Source organism: Rhizocola hellebori, from assembly GCF_016862955.1.
GTDB classification, from domain to species: domain Bacteria; phylum Actinomycetota; class Actinomycetes; order Mycobacteriales; family Micromonosporaceae; genus Rhizocola; species Rhizocola hellebori.
The window spans coordinates 19,227-34,499 of record NZ_BONY01000073.1 but is presented as its reverse complement, the minus strand read 5'-3'; the positions used below and the strand labels follow the sequence as shown (position 1 = coordinate 34,499).

13 protein-coding genes, 3 tRNA genes and 1 pseudogene are annotated in these 15,273 nt (G+C 67.3%); 11 read left to right on the top strand and 6 right to left on the bottom strand.

Features of this window, described 5'->3' with window-relative positions; all coding sequences use genetic code 11:
- Nucleotides 1–84: 84 nt before the first annotated feature.
- Genes Rhe02_RS38425 through Rhe02_RS38410 form a run of 4 tightly spaced genes read right to left on the bottom strand, consistent with a single transcriptional unit; the run spans nucleotide 85 to nucleotide 3,981 of the window.
- Nucleotides 85–1,713, bottom strand: coding sequence for a sodium/solute symporter (locus Rhe02_RS38425; RefSeq protein WP_203913404.1), 1,629 nt, complete (start codon nucleotides 1,711–1,713; stop codon nucleotides 85–87).
- Nucleotides 1,713–2,084 carry a hypothetical protein gene (locus tag Rhe02_RS38420; protein ID WP_203913403.1) on the bottom strand — a complete coding sequence of 124 codons (372 nt, stop codon included), beginning with the start codon at nucleotides 2,082–2,084 and terminating at the stop codon, nucleotides 1,713–1,715. Before Rhe02_RS38420 ends, Rhe02_RS38425 begins: the two co-directional genes overlap by 1 nt.
- Nucleotides 2,081–2,815 carry a LytR/AlgR family response regulator transcription factor gene (locus Rhe02_RS38415; protein ID WP_203913402.1) on the bottom strand — a complete coding sequence of 245 codons (735 nt, stop codon included), beginning with the start codon at nucleotides 2,813–2,815 and terminating at the stop codon, nucleotides 2,081–2,083. Before Rhe02_RS38415 ends, Rhe02_RS38420 begins: the two co-directional genes overlap by 4 nt.
- Entirely contained in the window at nucleotides 2,812–3,981 is a 1,170-nt protein-coding gene (locus Rhe02_RS38410; RefSeq protein ID WP_203913401.1) for a sensor histidine kinase, read from the bottom strand. Before Rhe02_RS38410 ends, Rhe02_RS38415 begins: the two co-directional genes overlap by 4 nt.
- A gap of 87 nt (nucleotides 3,982–4,068) precedes the next feature.
- Here Rhe02_RS38410 and Rhe02_RS38405 point away from each other — a divergent pair, with 87 nt between their 5' ends.
- Both Rhe02_RS38405 and Rhe02_RS38400 read left to right on the top strand, forming a co-directional pair.
- Nucleotides 4,069–4,626 (top strand): helix-turn-helix domain-containing protein, encoded by a 558-nt coding sequence (locus Rhe02_RS38405; RefSeq protein WP_203913400.1) that lies wholly within the window; start codon nucleotides 4,069–4,071, stop codon nucleotides 4,624–4,626.
- The gene (locus tag Rhe02_RS38400; protein WP_203913399.1) at nucleotides 4,623–5,876 is read left to right on the top strand and encodes an MFS transporter; all 1,254 of its coding nucleotides are present in this window, start codon (nucleotides 4,623–4,625) and stop codon (nucleotides 5,874–5,876) included. Before Rhe02_RS38405 ends, Rhe02_RS38400 begins: the two co-directional genes overlap by 4 nt.
- A gap of 52 nt (nucleotides 5,877–5,928) precedes the next feature.
- Here Rhe02_RS38400 and Rhe02_RS38395 read toward each other — a convergent pair whose 3' ends face one another.
- A complete protein-coding gene (locus Rhe02_RS38395; RefSeq protein ID WP_203913398.1) occupies nucleotides 5,929–6,462 on the bottom strand; it encodes a hypothetical protein in 534 nt (177 codons plus the stop codon).
- 120 nt (nucleotides 6,463–6,582) lie between these two features.
- On the opposite strand from Rhe02_RS38395, the gene Rhe02_RS38390 reads away from it, so the two are divergent.
- The 9 genes and pseudogenes from Rhe02_RS38390 (at nucleotide 6,583) to Rhe02_RS38350 (ending at nucleotide 13,785) form a co-directional block, all read left to right on the top strand.
- Nucleotides 6,583–9,246, top strand: a complete 2,664-nt coding sequence (locus Rhe02_RS38390; RefSeq protein WP_203913397.1) for a cellulose-binding domain-containing protein — start codon at nucleotides 6,583–6,585, stop codon at nucleotides 9,244–9,246.
- A 90-nt stretch (nucleotides 9,247–9,336) separates the two neighbouring features.
- Nucleotides 9,337–10,542 (top strand): phytoene desaturase family protein, encoded by a 1,206-nt coding sequence (locus tag Rhe02_RS38385; protein WP_203913396.1) that lies wholly within the window; start codon nucleotides 9,337–9,339, stop codon nucleotides 10,540–10,542.
- Nucleotides 10,539–11,084, top strand: a complete 546-nt coding sequence (gene idi, locus Rhe02_RS38380; protein ID WP_203913395.1) for an isopentenyl-diphosphate Delta-isomerase — start codon at nucleotides 10,539–10,541, stop codon at nucleotides 11,082–11,084. Before Rhe02_RS38385 ends, idi begins: the two co-directional genes overlap by 4 nt.
- 237 nt (nucleotides 11,085–11,321) lie before the next feature.
- Nucleotides 11,322–11,394: transfer RNA gene (locus tag Rhe02_RS38375), tRNA-Glu, on the top strand.
- 44 nt (nucleotides 11,395–11,438) lie between these two features.
- Nucleotides 11,439–11,512 (top strand) — tRNA-Asp (locus Rhe02_RS38370).
- A gap of 4 nt (nucleotides 11,513–11,516) precedes the next feature.
- Nucleotides 11,517–11,590, top strand: a tRNA-Phe gene (locus Rhe02_RS38365).
- Between the two features lie 150 nt (nucleotides 11,591–11,740).
- A pseudogene (locus tag Rhe02_RS38360) lies at nucleotides 11,741–12,028 on the top strand (type II toxin-antitoxin system RelE/ParE family toxin); the annotation flags it as partial.
- Nucleotides 12,028–12,366, top strand: coding sequence for a helix-turn-helix domain-containing protein (locus Rhe02_RS38355; RefSeq protein WP_203913394.1), 339 nt, complete (start codon nucleotides 12,028–12,030; stop codon nucleotides 12,364–12,366). The pseudogene Rhe02_RS38360 and the gene Rhe02_RS38355, both read left to right, overlap by 1 nt.
- A 201-nt stretch (nucleotides 12,367–12,567) precedes the next feature.
- On the top strand, nucleotides 12,568–13,785 hold the full coding sequence (locus Rhe02_RS38350) for a mannosyltransferase family protein (RefSeq protein ID WP_203913393.1): 1,218 nt from the start codon (nucleotides 12,568–12,570) through the stop codon (nucleotides 13,783–13,785).
- Here Rhe02_RS38350 and rox read toward each other — a convergent pair.
- Nucleotides 13,782–15,209: a rifampin monooxygenase gene (gene rox / locus Rhe02_RS38345; RefSeq protein WP_203913414.1), complete on the bottom strand. Its 1,428-nt coding sequence runs from the start codon at nucleotides 15,207–15,209 to the stop codon at nucleotides 13,782–13,784. The genes Rhe02_RS38350 and rox overlap by 4 nt on opposite strands.
- Between the last annotated feature and the right edge of the window lie 64 nt (nucleotides 15,210–15,273).

Here is a 15,273-nt window from a genome sequence, read left to right as displayed (position 1 = left end):
CGCAGAAAGGAAGGCGCCCGAGGGGCTAGAGGAGCAGAGCGTCGGGGGCGACGTAGCGGCGCAGAAAGGGAGGTGCCTGAGGGGTTAGAGGCGCAGAGCGTCGGGGGCGTGCAGGCGGAGCATGGTGGAGCCGAGGGTGGCCGGAAGGCGGTGGCGGGTGGCCAGCGAGACGGCGATCATCACGGCGAACGCCAGTGGGACAGTCCACGCGGCCGGCTGTCCCACCAGGACCGACATCCAGCCGGTCAGCGGTGGGCCGAGCACGGTGACCAGGACGGCGCAGATCGCGGCCCCGCCACCGGCGACGATCCCGGCGGCCGCGCCGATGTCGGTGAGGCCCCGCCACCAGATGCCGAGCACAAGCAGCGGGCAGAAGCTGGAGGCCGCCACGGCGAAGGCGAGCCCGACCACCTGGGAGACATCGAGCCCGGACACGTTGAACGCCAGCACCATCGGCACCGCCCCGGCGACCATGGCCGAGATGCGGAAGTCGCGCACCGAGCCGCGTCCGAGAACGTCGGTGGACAGCACCCCGGCGACACTCGTGAGCAGGCCCGAGGAGGAGGACAGGAAGGCGGCGAAGGCGCCGGCGGCGACGAGGGCACCGAGGAGCTGGCCGAGCAGGCCCCCGCCCAGGGCCGCCCCGGGCAGGAGGAGGACCACGGCATCCGTGCGGCCCGTCGTCAGCAGCTGTGGCGTGTAAACCCTTCCGAGCACCCCGTAGAGAGTCGGGAACAGATAGAACATGCCCACCAAGGCGAGCACCACCAGCGTGGTGCGCCGAGCGGCGGAGCCATCGGGGTTGGTGTAGAAGCGAACCAGCACATGCGGCAGCCCCATGGTGCCCAGAAACGTTGCCAGGATTAGGGAATAGGTGGCAAACAGGCCCTGATCGCCGGGCAGAAGCCAGTCAAGCCCGTCGTTGGCCCGGCCGGCCTCCAGCCGTGGCACCGGCTGCCCGGCCTCGAAGGTCAGCTGCGTCCCCGCGGCGACCGCGCTTTTCGAGCCGTCGCCGAAGACCAGCACCGCCGGGTCCTCCATGACCACGGTGGTGCGCTGAGGGAAGGTCAGCCCCTCCGCGGGCGTGATGGGTTTACGGCCGTCGGCCTGCCAGTGCAGGGCGAGGAACAGGATGGGCACGGCGAGCGCGGTCAGCTTCAGCCAGTACTGAAAGGCCTGCACGAAGGTGATCGATCGCATCCCGCCGAGCGCCACGCTGAGCGTGACCACGACACCGATCAATAGCACGCCCAGCGCGTAGGAACCCCCGGTGACGGTGCGCAGTGTCAATCCGGCGCCTTGCATCTGTGGTACCAGATAAAGCCACCCGATAAAGACCACAAACGCGGTCGCGAGCTTGCGCAGCCGCCGAGACCGCAGCCGAAGCTCGCAAAAGTCGGGCAGAGTGAAAGCACCCGACCGGCGCAGCGGCGCCGCGACGAACAGCAGCAGGGCCAGGTACCCAGCGGCAAAACCGACCGGATACCACAAAACATCCGCGCCGTATTTGAGCACCAGCCCGGCCACGCCCAAAAACGAGGCAGCGGAAAGGTATTCGCCCCCGATCGCGGCCGCGTTCCAGCGCGGGCTCACGGTGCGCGAGGCGACGAGAAAGTCCGAAGTGGTGCGCGCCAGCCGTAGCCCGTAGGCGCCGATGATTACGGTGGCCAGGGTGACCGCGATGATGGCCGGCACGGTGAACGGGCTGGTCATCAACGATCCCGCTTCATCAAAGCGGTGAAGTCCCTTTCGTTCTGCTCGGCCAGGCGCACATACGCGTAGCCGACCAGGAAGAGGAACGGATAGGCGGCCACGCCGAGCAGGAGCCAGGGCAGGTTCACACCCCAGAGCGTGGTGTGGCCGATCGGCGGAGCGAAGTGGAACAGCAGCGGCAGCCCGCCCAGGCCGATGAGCACCACCACGGCCAGCCGCAGCGCGAGCGCGAGCTGGGCCCGCATCAGCCCTTTGAGCAGGGCATCGCCGACCTGGGTCTGCTCGGTGAGGTGCTGGGTGACCGAGCGCTGCCGGGCCAGCTCGCCCAGCACGACCCGGGTCCGCGGCTTTGGCGGGGGCGGCGCGGTCATCGGGTCCAGTCCTGCTTGGCGGCGCGTACGAGGCGGTCCTTAAGGTCGCGGGTGTGCCGCCGCGACACGGGAAGCTCGGTTTCCCCAAGCACCACAACGTAACCGGAGTTCGCCATGCGCAGCTCGTCGATCAGTCGCAGTTGGACAAGATAGGAGCGGTGGATCCGGACGAAGCCGGAGTCGGACCAGCGCTCGGCGAGCGTCGCGAGCGGGACTCGAACCAGGTGCGACCCGTCCGCGGTGTGCAGTCGAGCGTAATCCCCCTGCGCCTCCACCCACCGTACAGCCGATCTTGGGAGCATTCTGGTGGTGCCGGCAAGCTCGACAGGGATAGCGTGATCCTCCTCCTCGTGTCGCGCCTCTGCCGGTACCGCGAGCGCGGCGGCCAGCCGCCGCAGCGCCTCCGCCAGCCGCGACGGCTGGATCGGTTTGCGCACATAGTCCACCGCCCCCAGGTCGAAGGCATCCGCGGCGGCGTTGTCGTAAGCGGTGACGAAGACGATCGCGGGCGGCTTGGCGAAGCGGCGCAGCACCCGCGCGAGTTCCATCCCGTCCAGGCCGGGCATGCGGATGTCGAGGAAGACCACGTCCACGTCGAGATCGCGCAGCGCGCGCAGGGCTTCGGTCGCGTCGCCGGCCGTGAAGACCTTGTTCACCCGCGGGTCGGCGCGCAGCAGAAAGGCCAGCTCGTCGAGAGCTGGTGCTTCGTCGTCGACCGCCAGGATCTTCATGAGGCACGCGCTTTCGGATGAAATTTGGGGACTCGCATGCTTACCCGTGTTCCCGCGCCTATGCCCGTCTCTACCACGAGTCCAAACCCATCACCAAACACGGCTCGCAGCCGATCGTCCACATTGGATAGCCCGACGTGCTGACCGTCCTCGGCGTGGTGCGAGTCCTCCAGGACGATGGGATCCATGCCCACCCCGTCATCCTCGACCGTGATGTGGCATTCCGCCCCGGCGTCGCTGGCCTCGATGCTGACCATGCCCACCCCCGGCTTGCGGGACAGGCCGTGCCGCACCGCGTTTTCCACCAGCGGTTGCACGCTCAGGAAGGGGAGCACCACCGGCAGCACCTCCGGCGCTATCCGCAGCCTGACCTTGAGCCGTTCGCCGAAGCGGGCCCGTTCCAGGGTGAGATAGCGGTCGATCGAGCGCAGCTCCTCGGCCAGCGTGGTGAACTCGCCGTGGGAGCGGAACGAGTACCGGGTGAACTCGGCGAACTCCATGATGAGCTCGCGGGCTCGTTCCGGGTCGGTGCGCACGAACGAGGCGATGGCGCCCAGCGCGTTGTAGATGAAGTGCGGGCTGATCTGGGCGCGCAATGCCCTCAGCTCCGCCTGGGCGAGGCGGGCCCGGGAGGAGTCCAGCTCGTGCCACGCGAGCTGAGTGCTCACCCAGCGCGCCGTTTCCAGCGTCGCCTGCACCAACCCGGGCGCGGGCGGGGAGTCGGAGATCGCGGCCAGCGCGGCGTCGGCGCCGTTCAGCGGCTCGATGACCGCTCCCCTGATCACACAATCGACCCGATCGCACGGCAGCTCGGCCAGCCCGAGCACCAGAGAACGCTTGGACTGCAACGATTTGCGGGCGGCCGCGATCAGCTGTTCCTGATGGTGGTGGCCGTCGCCGTCCAAGGCGAGCACCTCGTTGCCGGTCAGCAGGGCCAGCCCGCTCGCGCCGACCAGGGTGCGCAGGTGCCGGACGGCCTTGGCCGCGGTGGCCGGGTCGAGCCCGGCCCGCAGCGGCTCGGTGGCCAATCCAGCTGTGTGAAGCACGTCGTAGGTGGCCCGTTGCACCGGCGTGGCGATGCCACGGCGTCCACGCAGTCGCAGCACGGCGAAGACCGCGGCAACCAAGCCGCAGACCAGCGCTAGCACGGCGAGTGCGGACGACATGGGGTGGATAGTGCCATGCACTGCGTGACGAGCGCTATACAGAATAAGTTTTGCATAACTTCTTCTGCATAAGCTAGCCTGACCGGCATGGAGGAAACCAAACAGGTAAGCGGCGTGGAGGAGATGAAGGCGGTCGCCCATCCGCTGCGCGTACGCCTGCTCGGCTCGCTGCGCGAGCACGGTCCAGCCACCGCCACCGAGCTGGCCAAGCGCTTCCAGACCGACACCGGCTCGACCAGCTACCACCTTCGCAAGCTCGCCCAATTCGGCTTTGTGGAGGAGATCGCCGATCCCTCCGGGCACCATCGGGCCCGGCGCTGGCAGGCCGCCCACAAGACCACCTCGTGGAGCAACACCCAGCTCGCCGCGACGGCCGAGGGGCGCGAGGTGGTCGGCTTCATCCACCGGCGCCAGGTACAGACGCTCACCGAAAATCTGGAGCGTTTCCATTCTTCTATGGCGGAGCTGCCTGAGCCCTGGGTGGAGGCCTTCGGCAACGGCGACCTGATCACCTCGCTCACCCACGAGTCGCTCAACGCGCTGTGGGACAACTTCTACGCCGACCTCGACCGATTGTCCAAACAGGACAGCGACAGCGCTGAGGCCCGCCCGATCGCCATCTTCGTCTCCGGGTTGCCCCGATGAAACCGTTGCCGCGCTATGTCGCGGTGAGCTTTCTGACCTGGCTGCCGACCGGGCTCTACATCCCGGCCTCGGTGCTGCTGATGCTCGATCGCGGTCTGTCGCTTCCGATGATCGCCGCCATCAGCACCGTGTACTCGATCTGCGTGGCCACCCTCGAGCTGCCCACCGGCGGGCTGGCCGATGTGATCGGCCGCCGCCCGATCCTGATCACGGCCGCCCTCACCAGCCTGATCAGCCTGGTGATCCTCGGCTTCGCCACCACCGCGTGGGTGTTCGTGATCGCCGCGCTGCTGCGGGGCGCGGCCCGCGCGCTGGGCACCGGCCCGGCCGAGGCTTGGTATGTCGACACCGTGCACGCCACCGACGGCCCGGACGCGGAGCTTGGCCCCGGCCTGGCCCGCGGCTCCGTGGCGAGCTCGATCGCGCTGACCGTCGGCACCCTGGCCGGCGGGCTCCTCCCGCTCGCCCTCGCCGATCGGGTGGCGTTTCCGCTCGCGGTGCCAATCCTGCTCGCGGCCGGGGTCGAGGGCGTGCGGCTGGTGCTGACCGTGGTGGCCCTGCCCGAGCCGCGGCATGCTCGGCCTGCGTTGATCGAGGTGCTCAAAGGGGTACCCAAAAATGTGGGTGAAGGTTTGAAGCTCGGCCGTCGCGACGGCTTGATCGCCCGGCTGCTGCTGGTCTGGGGTGGAATCGGGGTGGCCCTTGCCACCGTGGAGCTGCTCACCCCGGCCTGGCTGGCAACGGTGACCGGCACCTTTGAGACCGCGAGCGTCGCCTATGCGGTGGTCGCCGCGCTCGGTTTCGCGGCCAGCAGCCTGGGCTCGGCGCTCAGCATGCGGGTGGCCCGGCTGACCGGCAGCCCGGGGCGGGCCACCATGGCCGGGCTGCTGGTGATGGCCACGGCTCTGCTCGGGCTGGCCGCGACCACCGTCGCGAGTGGACTGATCGCGGTGATCGCCGCCGCGGTGGCCTATTTCGTCATCTTCGTCGGGCTCGGCGCCGCGACCCCACAGATGGCGACGTTGCAACACCAGCGCACCGAGTCCGGGCAGCGCGCCACCGTGATCTCGATGCAGTCGCTTTCCCTGCAGATCAGCGGAGCGTTCGGCGCGCTCGCCTTCGCCGCGGTGGCCGCACGCACCAGCCCAGCCTGGGCGTTCATCGCCTCCGGCGCGGTCATCGTGGCAGCGGGCCTGCTCATGCGAAAGCGCGAATCCGCCACTGTGCCCGCTTTCTCCGCCGCCCAATGACGAAGATCCGCGCGGGAACTCGCGCGGATCATCAAAGGGGTAGTGGGGACGGTCAGTCGTCGCCCTTGCGGCGGCGACGCGCCCGCGGCATCGCCATGACCAGGCCCGTGGTGTAGCGGCGGCCGTAGTACTTGCGGCGGGGTCCGGCCAGCGCGTAGACCACCGCGGTCGCCACCCCGAAGAGGGTGTAGATGCCAAGGGCGAAGATGCCGCCGCTGTCCTTGATGCTCAGCAGACCACCGTCGCCGCGGATCGGCAGCACGAGCATGGCCAGCACGACCCAGCAGGCCATGCCGAAGACCAGGCCCACGCCGACCGCCGGGATGATCTGACCGGTGATGAACCGCCCGACGAAGCTGCCGAAGATGGCACCGACCGCTCCGGCCACGACAAGCAGCATGACCCAGGCGGTGGACAGCGTGGCATCCCCGACCAGCTGGCCGTAGAGCTCTACGTATTTCCTGTCGTCGAAGAACCCCAGCGCCGTGAGCAGGATGCCCAGCAGCAGTCCACCCGCGACCCCGCCGACGACGCCGGCGCCCATCCGGCTGATCATATTGACCCGGGGAACGTACTCCTCACTCATGGTGGCGCACACTAGCACGCCCCGGACTTGCGCTGGACGCTAAACTAATGGCAGCCTTTTCGCAGGGCAGCCGTGGGGCACACGACGTGATTCTTCACATCCGTCGTGAAAGGACCCGTCATGCGCAAGACCCTCGCAGGCGCGATCGCAGCGGCGCTAACCGCTGGAACGCTTGCTGTGCTTAGCACTCAGGTCGCCAGCGCGGCCCCCTCCGAGCCTTACAACTTCCGCAACGCCCGTATCGATGGTGGCGGCTTCGTCTCCGGCATTATCTTCAACCCGACAGAGCAAAACCTCATTTACGCCCGTACCGACATAGGTGGCGCCTATCGCTGGAACCAGTCCACAAGCTCCTGGACACCGCTGATGGACTGGGTCGGTTGGAACAACTGGGGCTGGAACGGCGTCCTGAGCATGGCCACCGACCCGGTGCAGACCAACCGGGTCTACGCCGCGACCGGGATGTACCTCAACAGCTGGGACCCCAACAACGGGGCTATCCAGCGCTCCACGGACAAGGGGGCCACCTGGACGTCGACCACGCTGCCGTTCAAGGTCGGCGGCAACTTCCCCGGCCGCGGCATGGGGGAGCGGCTCGCGGTAGACCCGAACAACAACGCGAACGTCTACTTTGGAGCCGAGGACGGCAACGGCCTGTGGCGCAGCACCAACTTCGGCCAGACCTGGGCCAAGGTCACCAACTTCCCGAACGTAGGTAACTACGTACAGGATCCCGCCGACGCCAACGGCTACCTGAGCCACAACCAGGGCGTCGTCTGGGTCTCCTTCGACAAGGCCGTCAGCGGCGCGATCTACGTCGGCGTCGCCGACCTGCAGAACACCGTCTACCGCAGCCTGAACAACGGGACCAGCTGGGAGCGGATAGCCGGCCAGCCGACCGGGTTCATGGCCCACCAGGGCCAGATCTCCAACGGCGTCCTCTACATCACCACCTCCGACAAGGGCGGCCCCTACGACGGCGGCCACGGTGACGTGTGGAAGTACCAGATCTCCACCGGCGCCTGGACCCAGATCAGCCCGGTCCCCTCCTCCGACACCAACAACAACTACTTCGGTTACGCGGGTCTGTCGGTGGTCGGCAACACGATCATGGTCACCGGTTACAGCTCCTGGTACCCGGACACCTTCATCTGGCGGAGCACCGACGGTGGCACGACCTGGCGCTCCTTCTACGACTACGCCTGGCCCAACCGCACCAACAAATACACCCTGAACATCAGCTCGGTGCCCTGGCTGACCTTCGCCGATCAGAAGTCACTTCCCGAACAGACCCCGAAACTCGGCTGGATGACCGAGGCCTTGGAGATCGACCCCTTCAACCCGAACCGGATGATGTTCGGCACCGGCGCGACCCTCTTCGGCACCACCAACCTCACCGCACTCGACACCGGCGGCACGGTCACGTTGAGTCCCATGGTGAAGGGGCTGGAGGAGACCGCCATCCTTGACCTGGTGAGCCCGCCCAGCGGTGGCGCGAACCTGTTCTCCGGCATGCTCGACCTCGGCGGCTTCCGGCACACCAACCTCGACGCGGTTCCGCCCCTGATGTACAACCAGCCCTACCACGGCGCTGTCACCAGCATCGACTACGCGGAAGCCAACCCGATGTGGATGGTCCGGGTCGGGCGCACCGACCGCACCGGCGCGACCACATTGGGCCTTTCCACCGACGGTGGAGCGAACTGGTTCCAGGCTAACGTTCCGGCCGCCGCGGCTGGTGGCACGGTTGCGTTGTCCCCCAACAACCAGCGGATCGTGTGGAGCACCGAGTCCACCGGAGTCTGGTTCGCCACCTCGTTCGGCGGCAGCTTCGCCCAGGCGTCCGGCCTTCCGGCGACCGCGAAGGTCGAGTCCGACCGGGTGAACTCCAACAAGTTCTACGGTTACTACAACGGCACCTTCTACGTGAGCACCAACGGCGGCCAGTCGTTCACCGCCACGGCCGCGTCCGGGCTGCCGACCGATGGCCGGTTCAAGCCGATGCTCGGGATAGAGGGCGATATCTGGGTCTCCGGATCGACCGGCCTCTACCACTCGACCAACTCGGGCACGTCCTTCACCAAGATCTCCACGGTGACGTCGGGCCGCAACATCGGCTTCGGCCGCGCCGCACCCAACTCCAACTACATGGCGCTCTACATGACCGGCGTGATCGACGGCGTCGACGGCCTCTACCGGTCGAACAACGCGGGCGGCTCCTGGGTGCGCATCAACGACAACCAGCACCAGTACGGCAACGCCGGTGAAGCGCTCACCGGTGACCCTCGCGTCTATGGCCGGGTTTATCTGGGTACCAACGGCCGCGGCATCATCGTCGGCGACTCCACCACGACCCCGCCGACCGGCTCGCCATCGCCCAGCCCGTCGAACTCGGCGTCGCCGTCACCTTCTCCTTCTCCGTCGGTCTCTCCGTCGCCGTCTCCCTCGCCCTCGGTTTCGCCTTCACCCGGCGGGCCGCGGTCGTGTTCGGCGACCTACACGATCCTCAACCAGTGGCCCGGCGGCTACGGGGCCGAGGTCCGCGTAACCAACACCGGCACCACAGCGATCACCGGCTGGCGCCTGAACTGGACCTTCGGTGCAGGCCAGGTCATCGGTGAGCGCTGGAGTGCCACGGTCACCCAGACCGGAAGCGCGGTCGTGGCCACCAACGTCTCCTACAACGGCAACCTCGCACCGAACGCCTCCACCGCCTGGGGCTTCAACGGCTCCTGGAACGGCACCTCCAACCCCATCCCCGCAATAACCTGCACCCCCCTGTAAATCGCAGCGCCGGCATTACAGCTGAAAGCTGACAGTTGGAATCGGCCGTGCCGGGCCCTTCCGGGGTGGCTCCCATGCCACCCTGGAGGGGTGGGAAGTCGGACAAATCATGTCATTGTGGTGGGCGCGGGTTTGAGTGGTCTTGCCTGCGCGATCTATCTGACCGCCAGCGGGCGCGAAGTGACCCTGCTTGATAGGCGCACCTCCGTCGGCGGACGGCACAGCGCGCTTGATATAGACGGATACCGGTTCGACACCGGCCCGGTCACGCCCCTGTCGCCCGCTCAGATCGCCGCCCCCTTCCACGCCGCCGGCGAACGCCTCCAGGACTGGCTTGAGCTATTGCCGCTCGACACGGTCTGCCGCGCCCACTATCCCGACGGCACCACGCTCGACGTGTCCACCGACCACCATCGCACCGCGGCTGCCATCCGCGCGCTGTGCGGCGGATCCGAGGCGCGCGCCTTCATGCGTTATCTAAAGGCGAGGCCTTTGCGGGTACCCGGCGAAGTCTTCTTTAACAACGCACGAACCCAGCGTTTGTTTGGCAGTTCGTCATTTTTCGGGTTTAACGTGCTCGGCATGGGCTGGCATCCGCGCGGTGGAACGGAGGCGATCCCGCGCGCGCTCGGCTCGCTGGCCGAGAAGCTGGGCGTCAACATCCGCATGAACACGGCCATGCGGCGATGGGAGATCAACTCTGGCCGGGCCGTTGCCCTGCACACCAACGAGGATGAGCGGCTCACCGCCGACGCGTTCGTCTTCCCGCCCGAGGGCACGCCCAAGGCCAACGGCCCCTCGCATCTGGTCATCCACCTCGGCACCAGCGCCAGCTACACCCGCATCGCGCACCACAACGTGCACTTCGGCAAGGCCTGGCAGCGCAGCAAACACGAGATCTCCCGGCGTGGCGAGCTGATGTCCGACCCGACCGTCCTGGTCAGCGCGCCGGGCGTCACCGACGGCTCGGCCGGGCAGGGCCACTACCGTGTCGTCGTCCCGGTGCCCAACCTGCGCAGCGCCCCCCTTGACTGGCAAGGCCCGGCGACCCGCACCTACGCCGGCGAGATCGTCGCCACCCTGGAAGCGCGCGGCTATCTCGACCTCGGGGTCGGGCTCACCACGTCCTATGTGGTCACCCCCGGCGATTGGGCCAAACAGGGCTTGCCATATGGGATCCCGCGCAGCCCGTCCGGGCGCGCGACTAGGATACATCCATCCCTGTCGAACGTAGTGATCGCAGGGTCCGGATTGAGCGCGGGCAGGACTGCCGCAGAAAAAGTGGTCGCACTATGACATCGACGCGGGAGTCCCAGCTGGTGGAGCTGGTCGATGCGGAAGGAGTCGCCTGCGGGCAGGCCACCGTCGCCGACGCCCACAGCGCCCCCGGGATACGCCACCGAGCCTTCTCCGTCCTCCTGATCGACGCGCGCGGACGGATGCTGCTGCAACAGCGCGCCGCCGCCAAAACCCGGTTCGCGCTGCGCTGGGCCAACGCCACCTGCGGCCACCCCGCGCCCGGCGAGCCGGTCGTGGAGGCGGCGCGCCGCCGCCTGGCCGAGGAGATCGGCCTCAAGTCGGTAGACCTCACCGAGGTCGGCGTCTACGCCTACCGCGCCTCGGATCCAGCCAGCGGCCGGGTAGAAGACGAGTACGACCACGTGCTGCTCGGCATCCTCGACACCGACCACGACCCGGCCCGCCCCGACCCGAGCGAGGTCGCCGCGCTGCGCTGGGTCCCGCCCACCGAGCTGCTGCGCGAGATGCGCCGCAAGCCCGACGACTTCGCACCCTGGCTCGCCGGTGTGACCGACCTCGCATTAGGCGGCACGCTGTAACTCCGGCGCGTGCAAAGCAACGCGCGGCAGCGCCGCTGGAAAGCCGATGTCTTCCCTCGGGATCATGAAGCCAAGGAGAGCGGCTTCATGATCGCTCAGTCCAGACACCGGCGCGGCGCTGCAAATCAGATTTGGATTACGGCCGGTGGTCACATATGCTTTCCGAGCCTCCGGCGGGGCCGGATGGGAGCACAACCATCAAAGCGGCCGCAATGGGTATGCAATGATGGTCCAGCCGCCCTCATCGTCTAGCGGCCTAGGACGCCGCCCTTTCAAGGCGGTAGCACGGGTTCGAATCCCGTTGGGGGCACGGCGGAGCCAGGCTGATAGAGTCTGGATCCGAGCAAAGAGCAAGGTCCTGTGGAGCAGTTGGAGTGCTCGCCGCCCTGTCAAGGCGGAGGTCGCGGGTTCAAGTCCCGTCAGGACCGCTTAGGCCATGTAGCTCAGTTGGTACGAGCGTCCGACTGAAAATCGGAAGGTCGGCGGTTCGACCCCGCCCGTGGCCACAAAGCCTCTTCGCCGGGGCTGTCGCCCCGACCAACCGAAACGTTGGTGCGGGGCATTTTCTATCTCCCCCTCTCCCCCTTTCCCGACACAGGCGGTCTTGAGGGCCGGTCGGAGCTAAATCGTGTCGCACAGACCCGACCAGCGCCGACCTTATAGCTGAGGCCGTCGACCTGCTAGCCGAACAAGGACCAGCCTTGGGAAGGCCGCTTGTGGACCGAGTGCACGCGAGCAAATTTCACCACATGAAGGAGTTGAGACCCGGTTCGTCCGGCGCGACCGAGGTCAGGATGCTGTTCGCGTTCGACCCACAACGGGAGGCCATCCTTCTGATCGCGGGAGACAAGTCCGGCCAGTGGAAGACCTGGTACGAGAAATCAATCCCGATCGCTGACCAACGCTTTGAAGACCACCTCACGAGCCTGAAGGAGGAACAGTAATGAGCAGCAACAAGCCTTCTAGCTGGCGCGATGTAAAAGCCCAGGCTCGCACTCTAGATCCGTCCTGGGACACTCAAGAACGCACGGAGCGTCGTGCGCGGATGCGTGAGGAAATGCTGGCCTCTATCAGCGGCGCTCAGCTGGCCGAAATCCGAAAGCAGCTCGGCCTGACCCAAGTTGAACTCGCCGAGGCTGCTGGCCTGACTCAAGCCCGCATCAGCCAGATCGAGAATGGCAATGCCACGAGCTTGGATACGCTGCGCGCCTACATCGCCGGACTCGGCGGGCACCTCGACATCGTTGCGCGCATTGGCAATGTTCATCTCAATATCGCTTGAGTCGGCTTGACGCACGAGATGTCGCACGACGGTGGGTTGCTGAGCGACCACCTGTGGAAATGCTGGTGACTGAAAATCGGAAGGTCGGCGGTTCGACCCCGCCCGTGGCCACAAAGCCTCTTCGCCGGGGCTGTCGCCCCGACCAACCGAAACGTTGGTGCGGGGCATTTTCTTGATCCCTGGTTGGATACACTCCCCGCCGTGCTCCAGCTCGCGAAGCTTGAGGATTTACCCCCCGCCACCGAAGCTCCGCGAAAGCTGTCGGGCTGGTCGCCGTCCCTGCTCGCCGGACTGTGGACCTGGCTTGCCGGATTGGTTGCCTACGCTGCGGTGACCTACCTCGTCTGGATTCCGTTCTACAAGATCGAAAGCAAGGCTGGGCCGAGGCCCGGCAGCTTCACCGAGGTGCTCAGCCTCTGGCAACGCTGGGACACCAACTGGTACACGATCATCGCGACCAGGGGCTACGGCTACGACGCCGCGCATACGACGGCGTTCTTTCCGCTCTATCCCGCCAGCGTCCGGGCCGCCAACCTGGTGCTTCCCGGTGGGGCTCTGGTCGCCGGGCTCGTCGTCTCGGGGGTGTGCGCCTACGCCGCGCTGGTGCTGCTGCACCGGCTCGCCCTCGACGTGCTCGGCGATGAGGCGGGCGCGCGCCGTGCCGCCTTCTACGTCCTGGCGTTTCCGGCCGGCTTCTTCCTCATGGCGGCCTACAACGAGTCGATGTTCATCGCGCTGGCGACGGCGTCGCTCTACGGCATGCGGCGTGGACATTGGTGGGCCGCGGGAGGGCTCGCTGCGCTCGCCTCCGCGACCCGGTCGACGGGCGTACTGCTGGCAGCCGCTTTCGCCTACGAGTACCTGCGGCGGTGGCAGCCCCGGCGGCTACGGTGGGACGCGGCGGCCATTCTCCTTGTCCCGCTGGGGATCCTCGCCTACGCCGGCTACTGCTGGCACAGGTTCGGCGACCCGCTCATCTTCCTGTCCGCGCAGGAAAACTGGCACCGCACGGAAACGGTGCCGCCCTGGGAAACCTTGGCGAACGCAGGCGACCTTCTTATCCGGCAGAGCACGATCTTCACCCATGACAGCGTGCACGGCATCATGAACCTCGCGGCCGCGCTCGGCACGATAACTGTCCTGGTGCTCGCGCTGGTCGGGCCATGGAAGCTCGGCAAGGAGAACGCCTACCTGGTCGTCTACGCATTCCCGAGCGCTCTTGTGCCGTTGCTCGTTCCGCTGCAGACCACCTATCCGCTGGGCTCCATGCTCCGGTTCGTGATCGAGTACGTGCCGGTATTCCTGGTGCTGGCGAAGATGGGGCGCAACGCCAACTTCGATCGCCTGTTCGTGATCACCGCCGTGGCTGTGCAGTCCGTCCTGCTCGTGGCGTTTCTGCACAATCAGTTCGTCGCCTAGCCGCTATGCCCGAACCACTTGGACAGCGCTTCAAGCAGATCCTGCTGATCGTCATCGACCCAAGTCACATAGCCGTCCGGGCGCAGTAGCACGGCGGGCACATCCAGTTCCTCACTGATGTCCTGGACGTGGTCGACCCGATCCGCCCAGCCCGCGACCGAAAGCCGCCCGGTCTGGTCGAGCAGCAGCCCGCGGCCGGTGTGCATCAGGCTGTAGAGGCGGCCCCGCTTCAGCTCGACATCCCGCAGGCGCCGGCCGAGCAGGTCGTGTCCTTCGCCGAAGTTGTAGCGAATGCTGATCGCAGTGATCTTTTCTATCAGGTACCGGTTCACCTCCTCGATGTCCAGCAGTTCGGTCATCAGCCGCCGCACCGCCTGCGGGCCGGGCTCGGTGGACACCAGCTCGGCCGCAGCGCGAGTGTTGTTGAGCACGTCGGCGGCCACCGGGTGGCGTTCGGTGAAGTAGGTGTCCAGCAGCCCTTCCGGTGCCCAGCCGGCGATCTCGGCGGCAAGTTTCCAGCCGAGGTTGAACGCGTCCTGTACGCCGAGGTTGAGCCCCTGCCCGCCCATCGGCGGATGGATGTGCGCCGCATCGCCGGCCAGCAGCACCCGGCCCACCCGATAGCGGTCGGCCAGCCGGGTGGCGTCGCCGAAGCGGGACAGCCAGCGGGGCGAGTGCACCCCGAAATCCGTGCCGGCGACCGCCTGCAGCTGTTGCTTGAACTCGGCGAGGGTGGGTGGGGCCGAACGGTCCTCGGCCACCCCTTGCGCGGGCACGACCACGCGGTACACCTCTTCCCCACCAAGCTTTCCCAGGCCGAACCGCTTCTGGGTCTCGCGGACCTTCGCCACCACGGCGGCCACCGTCTCCGGTGACGCGGTCACCTCCATTTCGCCCAGCAGCGTGTCGGCCTGGGACGGCTCACCGGGGAAGCCGACGCCGAGCAGCCTGCGCACGGTGCTGCGGCCGCCGTCGCAGCCGACGAGGTAGCGGGAGTGGAGCTGCTCGCCGTCGGCCAGCTCCACGGTCACCCCCTGCTCGTCCTGGCTCAGCCCGACCAGCTCGCAGCCGCGCCGGATCTCAGCGCCCAGCTCCAGGGCGCGTTCGGCCAGCAGGCGATCGGTGACGGTCTGCGGGATGCCCAGAACGTAGGGGTGGGCGGTGTCCAGCCGGTCGGGCGCGGGCTTGATGATCCCGGCGAAGAAACTGCCGAGCGGGTGCTTTTGGCCGTGCGCGAGGAACCGGTCGAGCAGACCGCGCTGGTCCATCACCTCGATGCTGCGCACGTGCAGGCCGAGCGAGCGGACGTATGACGTTGGCGCCAGCTCGCGCTCCAGCACGAGCACCTGCACGCCATGCAGCCGCAACTCGCTGGCCAGCATCAAGCCTGTCGGCCCGCCCCCGGCAATGATCACGTCCATCAGGACTCTCCATTCCACAAAGGTGGCATTTCCGCAGATTCTGGCTTCGCCTGACGATTCTCCCGCA

Bases quoted from the DNA above. Each gene is read 5' to 3' on its own strand.
- Rhe02_RS38410 (WP_203913401.1), bottom strand. From the start codon at position 3,981: ATGTCGTCCGCACTCGCCGTGCTAGCGCTGGTCTGCGGCTTGGTTGCC.
- Rhe02_RS38405 (WP_203913400.1), top strand. From the start codon at position 4,069: ATGGAGGAAACCAAACAGGTAAGCGGCGTGGAGGAGATGAAGGCGGTC.
- Rhe02_RS38390 (WP_203913397.1), top strand. From the start codon at position 6,583: ATGCGCAAGACCCTCGCAGGCGCGATCGCAGCGGCGCTAACCGCTGGA.
- Rhe02_RS38400 (WP_203913399.1), top strand. From the start codon at position 4,623: ATGAAACCGTTGCCGCGCTATGTCGCGGTGAGCTTTCTGACCTGGCTG.
- Rhe02_RS38355 (WP_203913394.1), top strand. From the start codon at position 12,028: ATGAGCAGCAACAAGCCTTCTAGCTGGCGCGATGTAAAAGCCCAGGCT.
- Rhe02_RS38425 (WP_203913404.1), bottom strand. From the start codon at position 1,713: ATGACCAGCCCGTTCACCGTGCCGGCCATCATCGCGGTCACCCTGGCC.
- Rhe02_RS38395 (WP_203913398.1), bottom strand. From the start codon at position 6,462: ATGAGTGAGGAGTACGTTCCCCGGGTCAATATGATCAGCCGGATGGGC.
- idi (WP_203913395.1), top strand. From the start codon at position 10,539: ATGACATCGACGCGGGAGTCCCAGCTGGTGGAGCTGGTCGATGCGGAA.
- Rhe02_RS38415 (WP_203913402.1), bottom strand. From the start codon at position 2,815: ATGAAGATCCTGGCGGTCGACGACGAAGCACCAGCTCTCGACGAGCTG.
- Rhe02_RS38420 (WP_203913403.1), bottom strand. From the start codon at position 2,084: ATGACCGCGCCGCCCCCGCCAAAGCCGCGGACCCGGGTCGTGCTGGGC.